Origin of the sequence: Peribacillus sp. NPDC076916, assembly GCF_050269675.1 — a bacterium.
GTDB lineage: Bacteria > Bacillota > Bacilli > Bacillales > DSM-1321 > Peribacillus > Peribacillus aracenensis.
Window position 1 is genome coordinate 238,585 of record NZ_JBNNIU010000005.1, and the last position, 17,807, is coordinate 256,391.

Annotated in this window: 16 protein-coding genes and 1 riboswitch; of the genes, 3 read left to right on the plus strand and 13 right to left on the minus strand. The window is 41.4% G+C overall.

All coding sequences use genetic code 11. The features are described 5' to 3' along the window. Window positions 1–231: 231 nt before the first annotated feature. The 9 genes from ACQKFG_RS17865 to ACQKFG_RS17905 form a co-directional block, all read right to left on the minus strand. Window positions 232–1,758: an acetyl-CoA hydrolase/transferase family protein gene (locus ACQKFG_RS17865; protein ID WP_260286537.1), complete on the minus strand. Its 1,527-nt coding sequence runs from the start codon at window positions 1,756–1,758 to the stop codon at window positions 232–234. A gap of 131 nt (window positions 1,759–1,889) precedes the next feature. Continuing rightward, window positions 1,890–2,540, minus strand: a complete 651-nt coding sequence (locus ACQKFG_RS17870; RefSeq protein WP_192207728.1) for a LytTR family DNA-binding domain-containing protein — start codon at window positions 2,538–2,540, stop codon at window positions 1,890–1,892. 340 nt (window positions 2,541–2,880) lie between these two features. Then, entirely contained in the window at window positions 2,881–3,063 is a 183-nt protein-coding gene (locus tag ACQKFG_RS17875) for a hypothetical protein (protein ID WP_260286534.1), read from the minus strand. A 60-nt stretch (window positions 3,064–3,123) separates the two neighbouring features. Further along, window positions 3,124–3,486: a P-II family nitrogen regulator gene (locus ACQKFG_RS17880; RefSeq protein WP_192207727.1), complete on the minus strand. Its 363-nt coding sequence runs from the start codon at window positions 3,484–3,486 to the stop codon at window positions 3,124–3,126. A 13-nt stretch (window positions 3,487–3,499) separates the two neighbouring features. Then, a complete protein-coding gene (locus tag ACQKFG_RS17885) occupies window positions 3,500–4,714 on the minus strand; it encodes an ammonium transporter (RefSeq protein WP_427561219.1) in 1,215 nt (404 codons plus the stop codon). A gap of 304 nt (window positions 4,715–5,018) precedes the next feature. Then, on the minus strand, window positions 5,019–5,222 hold the full coding sequence (locus tag ACQKFG_RS17890; RefSeq protein WP_342615002.1) for a YbdD/YjiX family protein: 204 nt from the start codon (window positions 5,220–5,222) through the stop codon (window positions 5,019–5,021). A 13-nt stretch (window positions 5,223–5,235) separates the two neighbouring features. After that, a complete protein-coding gene (locus tag ACQKFG_RS17895; protein WP_427561222.1) occupies window positions 5,236–7,290 on the minus strand; it encodes a carbon starvation CstA family protein in 2,055 nt (684 codons plus the stop codon). A gap of 339 nt (window positions 7,291–7,629) precedes the next feature. After that, window positions 7,630–9,420, minus strand: a complete 1,791-nt coding sequence (locus ACQKFG_RS17900) for an ABC transporter ATP-binding protein (protein WP_427561225.1) — start codon at window positions 9,418–9,420, stop codon at window positions 7,630–7,632. After that, entirely contained in the window at window positions 9,395–11,143 is a 1,749-nt protein-coding gene (locus ACQKFG_RS17905; RefSeq protein ID WP_427561228.1) for an ABC transporter ATP-binding protein, read from the minus strand. The genes ACQKFG_RS17900 and ACQKFG_RS17905 overlap by 26 nt, the downstream gene beginning before the upstream one ends. A gap of 450 nt (window positions 11,144–11,593) precedes the next feature. Here ACQKFG_RS17905 and ACQKFG_RS17910 point away from each other — a divergent pair, with 450 nt between their 5' ends. Continuing rightward, window positions 11,594–12,154, plus strand: a complete 561-nt coding sequence (locus ACQKFG_RS17910) for a nitroreductase family protein (RefSeq protein WP_192207723.1) — start codon at window positions 11,594–11,596, stop codon at window positions 12,152–12,154. Between the two features lie 670 nt (window positions 12,155–12,824). On the opposite strand, the gene ACQKFG_RS17915 is transcribed toward ACQKFG_RS17910, so the two are convergent. Both ACQKFG_RS17915 and queF read right to left on the minus strand, forming a co-directional pair. Next, window positions 12,825–14,171, minus strand: coding sequence for an aspartate kinase (locus ACQKFG_RS17915; protein ID WP_349729788.1), 1,347 nt, complete (start codon window positions 14,169–14,171; stop codon window positions 12,825–12,827). Window positions 14,172–14,374: 203 nt separating this feature from the next. Then, window positions 14,375–14,875: a preQ(1) synthase gene (gene queF, locus ACQKFG_RS17920; RefSeq protein ID WP_061461394.1), complete on the minus strand. Its 501-nt coding sequence runs from the start codon at window positions 14,873–14,875 to the stop codon at window positions 14,375–14,377. Between the two features lie 104 nt (window positions 14,876–14,979). After that, window positions 14,980–15,025, minus strand: a riboswitch (PreQ1 riboswitch). Window positions 15,026–15,155: 130 nt separating this feature from the next. On the opposite strand from queF, the gene ACQKFG_RS17925 reads away from it, so the two are divergent. Together ACQKFG_RS17925 and ACQKFG_RS17930 are read left to right on the plus strand one after the other, a co-directional pair. Beyond that, window positions 15,156–16,013, plus strand: a complete 858-nt coding sequence (locus ACQKFG_RS17925; protein ID WP_228467604.1) for an EamA family transporter — start codon at window positions 15,156–15,158, stop codon at window positions 16,011–16,013. A 92-nt stretch (window positions 16,014–16,105) separates the two neighbouring features. Further along, window positions 16,106–16,396 carry a BA3454 family stress response protein gene (locus ACQKFG_RS17930; RefSeq protein WP_427561232.1) on the plus strand — a complete coding sequence of 97 codons (291 nt, stop codon included), beginning with the start codon at window positions 16,106–16,108 and terminating at the stop codon, window positions 16,394–16,396. A 368-nt stretch (window positions 16,397–16,764) separates the two neighbouring features. On the opposite strand, the gene ACQKFG_RS17935 is transcribed toward ACQKFG_RS17930, so the two are convergent. Both ACQKFG_RS17935 and qoxD read right to left on the minus strand, forming a co-directional pair. Beyond that, complete coding sequence (locus tag ACQKFG_RS17935; RefSeq protein WP_427561235.1) at window positions 16,765–17,214, minus strand: YfmQ family protein; 450 nt, start codon at window positions 17,212–17,214, stop codon at window positions 16,765–16,767. Window positions 17,215–17,521: 307 nt separating this feature from the next. After that, on the minus strand, window positions 17,522–17,806 hold the full coding sequence (gene qoxD, locus ACQKFG_RS17940) for a cytochrome aa3 quinol oxidase subunit IV (protein ID WP_076370787.1): 285 nt from the start codon (window positions 17,804–17,806) through the stop codon (window positions 17,522–17,524). Window position 17,807: the final 1 nt, after the last annotated feature.

A 17,807-nucleotide genomic window follows, 5' to 3' on the forward strand; every position in this document is an offset into this window, starting at 1 on the left:
AATCTCTCATTGTTAGCAGTTTACCATATTTCCATAACTTGAATGAATAATTATATACAAAAATAAAAGAAAAAGCCTAAAGATACAGTTCCCTATCATTTTGATGGTTAAGCTTCATTTTAAAATATTCTATTTCCAGCGGTGCCGAAAGGTTCATGTGTTTATTATCACCAATAAGGGATACGGACCCAAATAAAAAAACCCCGCTGTATTGGCGGGGTGGTTTTCTGTTTATTTTTGATCTTGTAGTACTGCTTCAAGCATCGTACCATTTTTAGCTAGGTTTGTATGCCATGAAAATGCTTTTTCAAGAATGTGTGGAGTTTGATGCCCGCCAGTTTGCGCAACAGCTTCAGTGAAGTACGCACGAAGCTGTGGACGGTAGTCAGGATGCGCACAGTTTTCTATGATTAACTCTACGCGCTCTTTTGGTGCCAAACCACGTAAATCAGCGATCCCTTGCTCTGTCACTAATACATCCACATCATGTTCAGTATGATCCACATGTGAAACAAAAGGAACGATACTAGAAATTTTGCCGCCTTTCGCATATGATTTCGTTACGAAAATGCCTAGGCGTGAGTTACGGGCAAAATCTCCCGATCCACCGATTCCATTCATCATTCTTGTCCCAGAAACATGTGTCGAGTTCACGTTACCATAGATATCACACTCTAACGCTGTATTGATTGAAATCAAGCCAAGGCGACGGATGATTTCAGGATGGTTAGATATTTCTTGTGGACGAAGAACTAGTTTATCACGGTATTTTTCAAGCTCACCGTAAACTTGTTTACCTTTTTCTTCAGCTAATGTAATCGAACACCCTGAAGCGAATTTAACTTTTCCAGCATCGATCAAATCAAACACCGCATCTTGCAGCACTTCTGAATATACTTCCAAATCTTTAAATTCAGAATCAAGGAAGCCAGCGAATACTGCATTTGCAACTGAACCTACTCCCGACTGAAGCGGAGCAAGGCTTTCAGTTAAACGGCCTGCCTTGATTTCTTCACGAAGGAAGTTAATAAGGTGGTTGGCGATTGTTGCAGTTTCTTCATCCGGCGGCACGATTGTAGAAGGTGCATCAAGATCTGTGGAAACGACGATTCCCATTACTTTTTCAGGATCAACCGCAATACCGATCGATCCAAGGCGATCACTCGCTTTAGTCATAGGAATCGGTTCACGTTCTCCTTGGTTTGCTGGTGTATATATATCATGCATCCCTTCCAATCCTTCTGGATGGGACACGTTCAATTCAATGATTACATGTTTAGCTTCTTGAACGAATATGGCTGAGTTTCCTACAGAAGTCGTCGGGATGATTAATCCATCTTCCGTAATCGCCAATGCTTCGATGATTGCAAAATCTATAGGCCCGACAATGCCTTGACGAACTTGTTCAGCTGTATGAGATAAATGCTGATCTACATAAGTGACTTCATCAGCATTGATTTTATTGCGAATACCTTTATCCGCTTGGAACGGCAAACGTTTGTTTATGATACCCGCTTCCGCCATATGTTGGTCGACTTCCGGCCCTAATGAGGCACCTGTAAATACGTCAACTTTGAATTTTTCAGTTTTAGCTCTTTCAACTAGAGCCATCGGAATAACTTTAGCATCTCCAGCACGAGTAAAACCACTCATACCGAGTTTCATCCCATCTTTAATCCATGAAGCTGCCTCTTCCGCTGTAACTACTTTCCCCTTAAACTGTTCGTTGCGAATTTTTTTGAAAACGCTTTCGTTCATACAAAAGACCCCCATTTTTCGCTTTTCTTACACTTAATTTTATCAATCCTGTGTAATCATCACATTCGATTCTGAATGAAAAGCCTTAAATAGAGCATAAACCAGCATTTTTTTTACATAAAGGAGAATCACTAAAATCCCAAAGCCCTTCTAAATTGACTTGCATATGTTTGACTGACCTGGATTTTGGAATGGTCTTTCATTATGAGTAAAAATGTAGAATGAAAATCAGGAAGGATCTCCTGTATATAGTTGATATTGACGATGTACGAACGATGCACACGAATGAATAAATCACTAGGTAAAATGAATTCCAATTCACTTAAGTTCATTTTATGAAATCCACTCACACGTTCGGACTGAATCTTAGTTTTCCTATTTTGAGCTTCCAAATACATAATTTCATCATATGGAAGCGGTATCCAGCGGTCATCTGTTTTAATGGTCAAGAATGATGTCGGTAAAATTAATGGCTTTGACGGCAAAATGGCCGTTACCGCCCCTAAAGGATTGTCCTCGTCCATGATAGGAACACTCAGCCCATAGTAAGGTACGCCAAATACATTACTTTCCACTTGCACCCCTATTTTTTTTCGAACACTCAACGCTTTATATGTCGCCGTTTTTTCACTGATTAAATCACCCGGTTTTATTCTTAAGTCAACTTGTTTGCTCGGTTGATAATAAATGTATTTTTCAGAATCAGCCACAGAAATTGAAGCATCCTTCGGTACAAACTCCCTGATGATATTCAAAACGGATTCGACTGTAAATTGATCCATTTCCTTTCACCTCTTAAAAGAACATATTAATAATTTCCCTATTTATTAAACAGGGCATTCATGAAATAATTCATCGTTTTCTGGAAAACTTACATTTTTTTGAATTTGGTTTTCGTAAAATAAAGAAATATGGAAGTAACTAAGCGAATAACGTCAAAAAAAGCAAAAAAATCGTATTTAAATTTATATCCTTATTCATTATAGTTGGAAAGCTCCCCGATTTCCATGGGGGATTCTAGAAAAAAGTTTCCTTTTACCTAACATTCATACTCCAAAGCCGAAGTTGGCAACAAACGCATAAAAGAAGCCGCTCTCCCCATATTGGATAACGGCTGAAAGGTTATTTTTTTAAACGGGGATTTTGAAACGAGGATTTTATTCGAAGGGATAATATCTCTTCTAAGTTTTTCAATGGCAATTCCAATAAAAAGGATCGGTCATCAGGTTGATATACACCCTCTGAAATGAGCGTATTAACGATCTTCTGTTTTTTCGCATTAACAATTCGGACCAGTCTCCCCATTTTCAGCTCCCTTTCCTTAATCGACTGTATCCGGCATATTCGGCCGAATTAATCACAGCATCAGATGTCATTCTTTAACGCATCATGACCTTCTTTTCCGGTCCGGATATTCACAACATTCGCCAATTCATAAATGAAGATTTTACCGTCACCAGGCTTACCGGTACTCAAGAACTTCCTTGCTACATCCACAATATCCTGAACTGGCACCTCACACACGACGATTTCGATTTTCATCCTGTCATGCAATGACATTTCACGATTTCTGCCTCTATATGTTTCCACATAACTCTTCTGAAGACCCGTTCCTTTTACTTCCGAAACAGTCATTCCGCTCACCCCAATTTTTGCAAGTTCCGCTTTGAATTGTTCAAACTTGATAGGACGTGTAATGATTTCTATTTTCGTTAAAACCTCTGACATATGAGCCCCCCCTTTAAATTGATTCGTGATAAGCCTTTTCTCCATGAAGTGTAAGATCAAGCCCCATTGACTCATCTTCTTCACTGACACGCAACGGCACGAAAAAATTAATGACTTTCGCAACGATATAAGTGACCACGGAAACGAAAATATATGTCGCGACGATCGCTACAAGCTGCTTCCACAACAAGTTGAAGTCGCCATAGAATAAACCATTTGCCCCGCTTTCATTTACCGAAGTGGTAGCGAACAAACCTGTCGCGATGCCCCCCCATGTCCCACCGATCCCATGTAATCCGAATGCATCAAGTGCATCGTCGTAACCCAGTCTATTCTTCAGAAAGAATACGCCCCAGAAACATACGGCACCGCCGACGACACCGATGATGATGGAAGAGGCAGTGGTTACGAATCCACAAGCAGGTGTAATGGCTACCAAGCCTGAAATAGCTCCGGATACCGCACCCAGCAATGTTGCCTTTTTATTAGCCATATACTCAACGATCAGCCAGCCAATGATACCAGCCGCCGCTGCAACTGCTGTATTAACGAATACATTCATCGCCACTTCATTGATTGTCAATGTACTTCCGACGTTGAAGCCGTACCACCCGAACCAAATTAATGAACCTCCAAGGAATGTTAAAGGAAGATTATGTGGTGCACTATCACCCGACTCTTTTCTTTTACCTAACATGACCGCCAAAACCAGACCCGCAACCCCTGAAGAAATATGGACGACGTTTCCTCCTGCAAAGTCAAGTGCACCCAATTCCGCTAACCAGCCGCCTCCCCAAACCCAGTGTGCAACAGGAGCGTATACGAATAAAGACCAAAGGATCGTAAAAATCAGGAATGCTGAAAACTTCATCCGCTCGGCAATGCCACCTGCAATGATCGAGACTGTTAACACGGCAAAAGTCATTTGGAATAACATGAACAAACTATGAGGAATTGTTTCGCTGTATGGTCCAGGTGCAAAGCCTACATCCTTTAAACCAACCCAGTCCAGACCGCCTAGAAATGCATTACCAGGTGAAAATGATACTGAATACCCAATCAGCACCCAAAGAATCGAAATGACAGCCAGTGGCATGTAACTATGCATTGCCGTATTCAGGACATTTTTACTCTTTACCATCCCTCCATAAAATAGTGCAATCCCTGGTGTCATTAGCCAAACCATCATCGTCGCCAAAAACATGAATACCGAATCCGCCATTTGCATACTGTTTTTTTCCCCCTTTTTTGTATATGTTATGTTTTTTAACATTAATATGTTATATTTTTTATCATATACTCAGTTTTCTAAAAATTCAACCAAATTTTTATTTTCTGTTAAAACGTGTGAAGTTATATAACATCTCTTATGAATAAAGGATCAAAAAAAATGGGTTTTTTCGTTTTGAAAATACTTTTCACCAATTTCACGAATCCCTTCCCATTACTTTTCCCCCTCTACTTATGTCCCGTTCTAAAAAATCCATTAAAAAAAGGGCCCTTTTATTGAGGGCCCTTCAAAAGATATTCAGTTAGCAGCAACGAGACACTTTCCCACCCTTTGCATTATACCGCTCATTCTGGGCTTCACAGAAAAATTCTTTCCTGGTTTTCACAGGATCTTCAGGATGATGCATTTTCATATGCGCCACATAAGTATCATAACTTGGCACGCCGACCAGCAAACTGACGAATTGTTTTCTGTAGCTGAGAATTTTAATCAATCTTTTCAACATTGCCTTCCCTCCCTTATGATGTCCTTGATACATAAGGTGTTTCATGTAAATCTATTTTTTGATTCTTCAAGACTTTTATCCATAACCTAATTGCGGAAATCAAGACCGTGATCACCACGATCATGAAGATGGCACACAGGGCAGCATCCACATAATCATTGACGATAACCCGTTTCATCTCGGTAAGGTTAGCTGCCGGAGCAAGAATTTCCCCATTATCATAGGCCGCTTTAAACTTATCCTTATGTGCCAAAAAGCCAATAGCCGGGTTTTCGTGGAACAGCTTTTGCCACCCAGCCGTCATGGTCACTATCAACAAGAATGTTGTAGGTACAAGAGTGACCCATGTGTACGCTTTTTTGCCCATTTTGAAAAGGACCGTCGTCCCAAGCAGCAACGCAATGGCGGAAAGCATTTGATTCGCAATTCCAAACAATGGCCAAAGGGTGTTGATTCCCCCAAGAGGATCAATGACCCCTTGATAAAGGAAGTACCCCCAGCCGATTACACAAATGGCAGTAGCAATAATATTGGGCAGCCATTTATTCGTTTCGGCAAAAGGTTTGTAAAAGGTCCCGATTATATCCTGTATCATAAAACGCCCTACCCTGGTTCCAGCATCAATGGTGGTCAATATGAACAATGCCTCGAACAGGATCGCGAAATGATACCAGAACGCCATCAGGGACGCTCCGCCAATCACCTGCGAAAAGATATGGGCCATGCCGATAGCAAAGGTTGGAGCTCCTCCAGTGCGGGATATAATGGTCTCTTCCCCAACATCGTCTGCAAGGCCGGTAATCATCTCAGGTGTCAAAATGAAACCCCAATCGGATATCGTAGCGGCCACTTGAGCTGGCTCCGTTCCCACAACGGCACCCGGGCTATTAATGGCAAAATAGATACCAGGAGTCAGTACACAAGCTGCTATCATCGCCATGATGGCTACAAAGGATTCAGTCAGCATCGCCCCGTATCCGATTGGACGTGAATGGGATTCGCGTTCGATCATTTTAGGAGTTGTTCCTGAAGAAACGAGTGCATGGAAACCTGATACCGCCCCACAAGCGATCGTAATGAATAGGAACGGGAATAAGTTTCCGGAAAATACAGGTCCTGTTCCATCGATGAATTGAGTGACGGCAGGCATTTCAAGGCTCGGCATGACAATAAAGATTCCAAGTGCAAGTCCGATGATCGTACCGATTTTCAAGAATGTACTCAAGTAATCACGCGGTGCCAATAACATCCATACAGGCAAAACGGAGGCAACGAATCCGTATACAATCAACATGATGGCAATCGTTTCCCCACTGAAAGTGAACATTGGCGCCAATGTTGCGCTCTCTGATACAAAGCGACCGAAATATAACGCGAGCATCAATAGTATGATTCCGATAATCGATCCTTCGCCAACCCGTCCAGGCCTTATATAGCGCATGTAAATGCCCATAAGCACAGCGATTGGTATGGTCGAGGCAATCGTGAACATCCCCCATGGACTTCCCACGAGCGCCTTTACGACAACCAGGGCAAGTACCGCTAATAAAATAATCATGATACCCAGAATACCGATCATCGCTATCAAGCCTGTAATCGGTCCAATTTCCTCCTTGATCATCTCTCCCAATGATTTGCCGTTACGGCGCATCGAACCAAAAAGAATGATGAAATCCTGTACGGCACCAGCCAATACAACCCCGACTACAAGCCATAGTGTCCCTGGCAGATATCCCATCTGCGCTGCAAGGATGGGACCAACGAGAGGGCCAGCCCCGGCAATCGCTGCAAAATGGTGGCCAAACAACACCCATTTGTTTGTAGGAACATAATCTTTCCCATCATTATTCGCTTCCGATGGAGTCTGGCGATTGTCATCTAGCTCAAACACTTTCCGTGCAATGAATTTACTATAAAAGCGGTATGCAATTGAATAAACACAGAGTGCTGCAGTGACAATCCACATGGCATTGATGCTTTCCCCCCGGTTTAGCGCGACGAAACCAAAACTCACCGCACCCAACGCAGATATGATCCCCCAAAGAAAGACTGACTTAAGCGCTTTCATTTCTTTCCATCTCCTCTCTATTTTGAACTGGTGTGCAACTATAAAAAACTTCATTTATAAGGGGCTAGGGCTTTATTCCTCCTCTTACCCATTAAATTTAAAGAATTTTATATATATTCTGAATTATATGTTACCTTAAGGTTTTTTAGCAATAGCAAATCAGTCAATTTGTAAAGTATTTTCCATTATTTTGTCGATAATTCTCTCTGTTCCCACCAAGGTGTTTTCACTCTTAATAAAACCGCCTTTGGTGAAAACTCTACATTTCCCCCCAGGTTTAATGTCCTAATAAGGGGACCAACACAAAAAATGTGCGCCCTGACGGCACACATTCTTTCTTCATCCAATCTGGTTTCCCCTTAATGAACTGCGAAACAGTTCGTAATAAAAACCCCTCTGCCGCAACAATTCTTCATGGGATCCCTTTTCAATGATCCTTCCTTCATCAAGTACAAGGATTTGGTCACTTTGCTGAATTGTATTCAATCTGTGGGCAATGACAAAACTTGTCCTTCCCTCCATCAAACGGTGTAAAGCCTCCTGGATTTTAAGCTCTGTAATCGTATCTATGCTACTTGTCGCTTCATCCAAAATCAAGAGGACGGGATCGGCTAGTATAGCCCTGGCAATCGATAATAGCTGGCGCTGTCCCTGGCTTATTCCACCGCCATCCTGATTCAGGATGGTATCATACCGATTTGGCAGTTTCATGATAAAGGAATGGGCATTGGCAAGCTTGGCTGCATCCACCACTTCTTCATCTTCGGCATCCAGCCGGCCGTAGCGGATATTTTCACGAATCGTACCTTGAAACAAAAATGAATCCTGTAGAACGAATCCCATATGCTTACGGAGACTAGACCTCGTCACCTGTTGGATATCCTGGCCATCAATCAATATCCGGCCGCTGTTCGGCTCGTAAAAACGGGCTAGAAGATTAATGATCGTAGTCTTACCTGCCCCAGTGGGACCTACAAGCGCGATGGTCTCCCCTTTTTCCGCACGGAAATCAACATCATATATCGTTTGCTCCTCATCATTATACGAAAAGGAAACACCCTTAAATTCCACCTCACCACGGACATCACGAAGTTCAGAGGCCTGTTCCTCATCCACTTCCTCTTCTTTTTCATCAAGTATGGTGAAAACCCGCTCCGCACCGGCAACAGCCGAGAGTAGTGTATTGAATTGGTTAGCGAGATCATTGAGCGGACGGGTGAATTGCCTTGAATACTCGGTGAAAATGACAATGACCCCGATGGAAACCGTCCCTATGCCACTCAGCGCCAAAAATCCCCCGACAGCTGCTATTACCGTGAAGCTTAAGTTATTCAGCAAATTCATCAATTTCGGAATCAGCCCCGAGTATGATTGTGATAGGAACCCAGCTTTCTTTAGGTTTTCACTCCGGATGACAAAATCACGGATCACTTTATCTTCCTGTGAAAAAGCCTTTACGATCCGTTGTCCGGAAATCGTTTCTTCTATAAACCCATTCAGTTCTCCAAGATTCTTCTGCTGTTCTTTAAACAGCTTTCCCGTCCGGTTCGTTATCCACCTCAGACCGAAGAACATAAGAGGAACGATTAATAATGTTAGAACAGTTAATAAAGGGCTCAAATACAGCATAACTCCGATTGTCCCGACCAGTGTCAGCACACTGGAAAAAATCTGGATGACAGAACTATTCAAAGTTGAACTGACATTTTCTATATCATTCGTGACCCTGCTCATCAATTCCCCATGCTGACGCCGGTCAAAAAAGGGGATGGACAACTGGTGAAGCTTTTTGAACAATTGATTGCGCATTGCATAAACCGTATCCTGTGCGATTCCGATCATCCAATAATTCTGAAGCCACATGGATAGCGAATAGAATATATAGACTCCAAGAAGTCCGAAAAGAAGGCTGATCAGCCCCCCGCTATCTCTTGTGACAATATAATCATCAATGGCCATCCCAACAAGAAAAGGGCCAAGCAATCCCAAAACCGAGCTTATCAGTACCATGAAAAGAACACAAAATAGCAGGCTTTTATTCGTTGCTAAGTAGGGAATGACCCTTTTTATCGTATTCCAGGAGTTGACCGGTTTAGTCCTTGCCTTATCGGGAGATATTCTTCGACTCAAGAGAAATCCCCTCCTCCCCAAACTGTGAGTGAACGATTTTTCGATAAAGATCGCTTGTTTTCATCAAATCCTGATGTTTCCCCAGCGCAAGCACTTGACCGCTTTCCAACAACAATATTTTGTCCGCCTCCATGGCAGTACTGATTTTTTGTGTAATGATGAGCGTTGTGCATGTATATTCCTTTAAAGCGGCAAGCAATTTACTTTCCGTTTTCAAATCCAGCGCGCTCGTACTATCATCCAGAAGGAGAATTTTTGGTCTGCGCACCAATGCCCTTGCTATCGATAAGCGCTGTTTTTGCCCTCCGGACAGATTCACACCTTTTTGCCCTAACTGGGTTTCATATTGTTTCGGAAGTTTCATTACGGTCTCATGTACCTGAGCATGCATGGCCGCTGTCACGATTTCCTCCATCGAGGCATCTTCTTTTCCCCAAGCGACATTATTTTTTATGGTTCCTGAAAAAAGCAGGGCCTCTTGCGGAACATAACCAATCCTTTTCCGCAGCGAATTCAAGGGAATATCTCTCACATCCTGGTCATCAATTCGAATGGAGCCGCTTTCAACTTCGTATAATCTTGGAATCAGCTGAAACAGGGATGTTTTCCCAGATCCCGTAGCTCCTATGATGGCAAGCGATTCTCCCGGATCGATGGAGAAGCTCAAGTTTTTCAATATCGGGGTTTCGGTTCCAGGATAGCGGAAAGATACATCCAGAAACTCGATGCCTCCCCCATTGACGGCCCCACTCTTGCTTTCCGCCTTGCCTTCATCAATGTCTATCGGGGTTTCGAATATTTCCGTCACACGTTCCGCTGAAGCCTTCGCACGGGAAATGACCATGATCAGCCATGAAAAAACGGAAAGGGATGCCGCAATCCTCGTGGCATAGTTAACGATCGCCACAACCTCCCCTACCTGTATATCTCCCGTTGTTATAAATTCGCTTCCAAGCCAGAGAATGATCAGAATCGCCACATTCATGACAAGCATCAACACAGGCATCGTCGTTTCAATTAAACGAAGGGAAGCCATAGTCTTTCTTTTTAACTCTTCATTCGCATCGTCAAATCGGCCGATCTCATGCTCCTTACGAAGAAAAGCTTTGATCAAGCGCATGCCTATCAGGTTTTCCCTCATGACGCCATTGACGTTATCTAGTTTATTCTGCACGAGCTTAAACAGCTTGGCCGCTCTTTTCATCACCCATCTAAGGAAGAAGACAAGAACCGGAATTGAAATGACCAAAACTAGGGATAGCTTCAAATCGACCGTAATTGCCATTATCGCCCCGCCGATTACGATCAAAGGCGCCCTTGCCATGATGCGCAAGCCCATAAAAACCGTATTTTGAAGTTGGGTCACATCATTCGTCATCCTTGTTATCAACGAGGAAGTCGGGATATTATTCAAATTCGCAAAAGAGAACGCCTGTATTTTACCAAAAAGACTTTTCCTTACATCATGTCCAAAGCTTTGACTTACATGTGATGCCGTAAAGGAATTAACGATCCCGCCAAGGAATGAAAAAACGGAAAGTCCAACCATGACACTTCCCCATTTAATCACCACCGATAAATCTTTCTGCAAAATGCCATCATCAATTATTTTTGCTATAAATAGAGGCTGTAACAACTCTACCCCGAGCTCGACAATCATTAAGGATAAAGCAAGAATGATCAAAAGCCAGTATGGCTTAAGAAATGAGGACAAATTTTTCATCTATGACACCCTTCGATTCTTCATATGTAGATAGCATCTTTTCATCCTCTCATTATACATTTTTATACAGATTTTTTAAAAGAATTTAACTATTATAAAGGATTGGTAAATATGTTGAATTTTTTTTAATAAATGCCCTTGACAAATTACAGGAAATAAGCGAAAATTCTAATTGATAATGATTTTCAATTTCATTATCAATCTCTGAAATTTGATAAGCAATTACGATATTCTTTTATCGTACCCTTTTGATATTGTACATAGCTACAATGTCGCCCCGGCTTCTCTGTGCCTAGTAAAATTATATGCTCATTAGCGAATGCAAGTCACTGGAATATTGCCCCCTCTTTATTCAAGTAATTTATTCACGTTGGAAGCATATTAGGCAGCCGGGGATTATTTTTTAAAACTATTAAACTTACATATATGATTTAAAGGAGCAGGATGATCATGAAACTAGAAGATATCATTAAAGAGCGGCGCAGCATCAAACGATTTAAGGACATTCCTGTTCCTATTGATACCATCCAATCATTATTGGAAACTGCGACATGGGCACCGAACCATAAAATGACCCAACCATGGCGCTTCGTCGTGGTGCATGGTGATAGCCGTTTAAAACTCGCGGAAGCAACCAGTGCATTCATGTCAGGCAAAGAGAAGGACCCTGAAAAGAAAAAAGCCGCCGGACAGCGAGGATATAATAAACTTATAGGTGTACCGATGTTTGTCGCGGTGATCATGGAAGAGAATCCGAATCCCATGACACGTGAAGAAGATTATGCGGCCACAAGTGCCTTGATCCAGAATTTCAGTCTGCTTGCCTGGGAACAAGGAATCGGGATGATATGGGAAACATACGGCATGATACACAGCATGGAGTTTCGTGAAGCATTGGGCGTGAAACCAGGAGAGAAGATCGTCGGCAGCCTTCACGTCGGCTATCCCGATATGATCCCCACTCCACGTCCAAGGAAAGAGATCGATCAAATACTGACCATCTTGGACTAATATAAAAGAAAAACCACCAATCCTCAATCGGAGGGTCAGACTGTAGACAAACTCTCGATGTAAATCGAGTTTGTCTACAGTTTTTTTATGGCTTTTACAATTTGACGGTTGTTTGTAACGTAGGGCTCTCGATTTCCGCGGGCATTCCGGGAGACCCTCGTCTTACGCCTGAGGTGTCTCCCCTAGCAACCTTACACTCCAATCAACTTTGTTTAATATAAAGATAGAACTCATTCCTACATTCTTTTTATTATATAGAAGTATTAAACTTGAGGTGATAAGGATGCTTCTAAGCATGATGCTATTCAGCAAGATCGACTCGAATTGATTATTTTAAATCAATTGGTGCCAGTGAATCATTTTGCTCTTAATCTTGATGCTGCCATTGACATCTCTTTCATTTATGATTTAGAGGTTGGAAGCCCCCTTTTTATCCGTTTCAAGAGCATCAACTCCGTTCTCCTCCAATTGCTTTAGCCACTTGATAAATGGGCATTAAATTAACAGACAGCCTGAGCCCTACAGCGTGTCTGTTAGCTTGGAATGATTACCCCCAAACGGTCATTGTCACTATCATAAAGAACCCGATGAAAAATCCAGCGTATGTATAGTGACTAAATGATTAATCACAAAAACCCCCTTCTAAAAGGAGGTCTTTGAACTATTATTCTCAAAAGAACTCGTGATATAATGCCTGAATTGCCGTCTCTTCGTTATGCCCTTTCACACCGAACATCATGCTTACCTCCGAAGAGCCTTGATTGATCATCTCAATATTCACCTTCGCTTCGGCCAAGGCTTTTGACGCTCTTGCCGTTGTACCGACATTATGGCGCATTCCTTCCCCTACAACCATGATCAAGGCAAGATCATGCTCCACATTCACTTCATCAGCATGAAGCTCTTTCTTGATTCGTGAAATGATTTTCTTCTCGGCTTCACCCTTCATCTGGTCCTGTCTTAGAATAAGCGTCACATCATCGATGCCTGATGGAATATGTTCATATGAAACTCCATAATCTTCGAGGATGTGCAGCAGTTTCCGGCCAAAACCAACTTCCCTGTTCATCAAATATTTGCTAATGTAAATGCTGCAAAATCCTTTATCACTTGCAATGCCAATAACCGGTCCGTTCGTATTATCCCGTGTACTTACAATGCGGGTACCTTGTGCCGCCGGATTGTTCGTATTCTGGATATGGACAGGTATTCCCGCTCGGAATGCTGGAATCAGCGCCTCATCATGAAATACCGAGAAACCTGCATAAGAAAGTTCACGCATTTCACGATAAGTTAATTCCCGGATTCCCTTTGGGTTGGAAACCACATTTGGATTCACCGCATAAACGGCATCCACGTCCGTAAAGTTCTCATACAGATCAGCTTTGACCCCATTCGCAAGAATCGAACCCGTAATATCGGAACCGCTTCTTGAGAAGGTTAAAACATCACCATCTAACGTATAACCGAAGAACCCTGGGAATACTACGATTCCAGGCTCATCACGCAGAGCATATAACCGATCATAAGATTCTGGCAGCACCTTGGTAAAACCACCTTCATCCGATACGATCAAGCCAGCCTTCTTCGGATTTATATACTGCGCCTCTACTCCAAGGCTTTGGAAATAACCTGCGACCAGCTTTGCATTATTATCCTCGCCACTGGCCTTCAAAGTATCCAAATAGCGCTTCGGGTTAGTTTGGTCTGCATGCAACAGCGCCATTAAATTTTCGCGGATCCCAGTGACGACACTCTCGGATATATCCAGTTCTTCAGCAATGCTCGCATAGCGGGATACGACATCTTCTATCAAATGCTCTCCGTTATCCCCGCGCAGCTGCTGTTCCGCAGCTTCAATCAATAAATCCGTCACCTTTATATCATCGGAATTGCGTTTCCCTGGAGCCGAAACGACTACAATCTTCCTCTCTGGATCAGAAACAACAATTTCGAATACCTTTCTCAACTGTTCACCTGACGCAAGTGAACTTCCACCAAACTTTGCAACTTTCATCTCGACAACCCCTATTTTCGTAAATATTCTGTCAAAATTAACTCTCCCTATTATTACGCTTTTTCTCGAAACAATCAAGTGGAAATTCCGTTACTGAAGGACAATTGTATTTTTAAAAAGGACAAAACGACAAGACCACTAATCGATAATAGCTAAAAAACTAAAAAAGACAACGGGCATTTGCCCATTGTCTCTCCTATTCTTTAGCGATTATCCACGGTTTCAGGATATAAGTCATGGTTCATCAAGCGGTAATCCGCCATTTCCTCATACTTCGTACCTGGTTTCCCATAATTCGTGTAAGGGTCGATGGAAATTCCGCCCCTAGGTGTAAACTTGCCCCAGACTTCAATATATTTAGGATCCATCAATTCGATTAAATCATTCATGATGATGTTCATGCAGTCTTCATGGAAATCACCGTGATTGCGGAAGCTGAATAAATAAAGTTTCAATGATTTGCTTTCCACCATTTTCACACTTGGAATATAGCTGATGTAAATGGTCGCAAAGTCCGGCTGGCCCGTTATCGGACATAAGCTAGTGAATTCCGGGCAATTGAATTTGACGAAATAATCCCGGTTCGGATGTTTGTTATCGAATGACTCAAGGATTTCAGGCGCATAGTCGAATGTATATTTTGTTCCTTGATTCCCAAGCAGTGTGATATCTTTTTTTAACTCTTCTTCTTTTCTTCCAGACATTGAAAGTCCTCCTAATCCCACGTTTCAGGGAGATTCATAAAATAGGCCTCTATATAACAAAAACCATATCTCCTCAAAGATATGGTTGATTCGCGAAAAATATCAAAGCCATAGTTTTTTTAAGAGGGTGATGCTATGAACCTCTCCCGTTTATCGGGAAATATTTTAAAATTGTCTTAGTAAATATAGAAAAAAATATCTAATCTGTCAATCATACTTCTAAAATTTGGTTTGATTCCTGCATGTATTCAGCTTAAAATGTAGAAGAAGTTTATCCTACATGAAGGAAGAGATTACGTCAATGTGGATTTTTGCAGCCCTCATCACGAGTTTATGTTTTGGAATCAATAACAGCATTTTTAAATGGAGTAGCGGAAAGGGTTACTCAAAAGTACATATCCAATTTTTCTTTTATTTTTCAGCTTTTATTTTGGCCATATCTTATGGAGTATCTGTGGATGGTTTACAGTTTAACTGGCTGTCCATCATGCTTGGTGGAGCCATTGGGGTACTGAACGCTAATGGTAATATCCAGATGGCAAGCGCCTTTGAAAAAGGACCGGCAAGCTTGACATCTCCTTTAATCGCAGCGAATGCAATATTCCCCATTCTCTGTGCAGCTTTAATTTTTCACGAACATATTTCTACTTTGCAGTGGACTGGAATCGTCTGCATGTTTCTCGCTACATTAGTCATTCAGTATACACCTAATGCTAAAGGCAACCATCAATATGTCCCTTGGATGATGCACACATTATTATCCATTTTATCTTTTGGTGTGCTAGGCATTCTTATGACGACATCAACACGTCTTCATTTAAATTCCCTTGATATCCTGGTATCAATGTATGGAGGGGGAACTCTTTATCTTCTTTCGGCTCTGGCCTTTAAAAAGGAAAAAATCAAGCTAAAGGAAGTCAAAATCGGTTCCTTGGTAGGCCTTTTAAGCACTATAGGCTATGGATGTTATTTCTTTGCGTTGAACACTGGCATCGCAAGCATCATCTTCCCTGTCGTCAGCCTGAACTGTTTAGTTGTCGTTTTCGCAGGATGTTATTTATTCAAGGAAAAACTAAAAAACTATCAAGTTGCCGGCGTACTTGCAGCATTAATCGGCATTATCTTGACTAAAATATGAATATAGTTCATTTACAAAAACGACCTGGCAGCCATGAGTACAAGCCAGGCCGTTTTTTTTATTATGCCGGGAAATAGGGTGGTCAAAAAAAAGTGTTGACACACCCTCGAAAATATCAGATAATTTTGAATATTAATTCTTTACGTTTCACTACTTTTGAAATGTTTGAAATATCCTCTGTCACGGGTATTAAAGAAATAGGTACAACCACCCCATTTAATTCTGAATTAGGAAAGGAAAGATGCATAATGGTAAAAGTTACGGTAACGGTTGATTTTCAAGGAAAGTCTTATCAAACTAACGTCCTTACTAAACCGGATACAGATCATGAAGTAATTTTACAACAAGCGCTTCATCAAGTTGAAAAACAATGGAAAGCATAAAAAGGCAGGCATCGCAATAGATACCTGCTTTTTTATTACCATTTAAATAATTTCATATGCACGATGAAAGAACCTCTTACAGCAATTCCCTCACTTTTAATTGCATTTTCCAAAAGAAACTAAAATTAAGACGTCAGTTTGTGTACTAGATTTTTTTAAAAATTCATTAAAAACCGCTCTCAGTTTGTAGACAAAAGGGTTCTATATAACGTTAATTGGAACGGAGGGTACGAGACTCCTGCTTAGAAAAGCGAGTCCAAGGGAGACCCCGCAGGCGCAAAGGCGCCGAGGAGGCTCAACGGGGACCGCCCGCGGAAAGCGAGTGCCTGGAAGTCTAAGACGGTCCTTAAAGAGACCGTCTTTTTCTATTAAACTAATTTACTTATTAATGGCACAGAACACTCTTGGAGACTATCTGAAAGCAGACTATAAGAAATGACTTTCTTCTTGTACTGTTTAACTACATCGACGTGGTCATTGTAAATGTATACAAATAACCTAACATCCTTTTTACTTCTTTTAGTATCAATGACCAATGGAATCCCACTGTTCTCTGGATGTAAAAATAATTGCTCGTTACCTGGGAATATATGATTTTTTTTCAAAAATCTAGCGTTATTAAAATAATTAATGACTTGAATTTTTTCCTCACCTTCCAAACGTTTTCCGTCAAAGGTAACGATCGCATTCTCGTCACTAATTTCTGAGTGTATTTTAAATTTGTTGATAATCCAATTAACTGCATCGGTTGGAAGGCAGGTAACCAATAATTTTAACAAACTTAAGATAATGGTCAAAATCAAGACCGGCAATGTCAATTTCATCATCTCCGCTGCGTTTATAAATACTTATATCGCTTATTATATCAAAAGGTCCGACAGTTTTTCTTTGAAAATGTGTACGTTCTATTAACGTTTTACTTTTGTACAACATTGTACTTGAATACACGGCCGCGCTTCGAAAGGGAAAATTTTTCGTTTATACATATAATGTTCCGAAATGGTTATACTAAACAAAATGGGTTCATCCCCATCTTAAAAGTATGAAGTGGATAGAGCGATATATTATTAATTAAATACAAAAAAAACCGGGCGTCATCAAGACGCCCAGTTTTTCTGGAATGGATTATTGATATCCCCAAACCATTGTAAGCAATGTACCGAAAATTGTAACCAATGCAACGAACAATCCGTAATAAACGTTTGTGTAAATCGAAGCTTTATCTTCAGACTCTCCTGCATGCATGAACATAACAAATTGAAGTGCAGCTTGCATGAAAGCTGTAACAAGTAGGATGATCACAGCCATTTTAAGCGAGAGATCAAACACAATAACTGATAGTGCGACCAAAGTCAGGACTAGCGAAAAGGCAAATCCCATAACTTGGCCCCGTGGGAATAATTCTTTCATA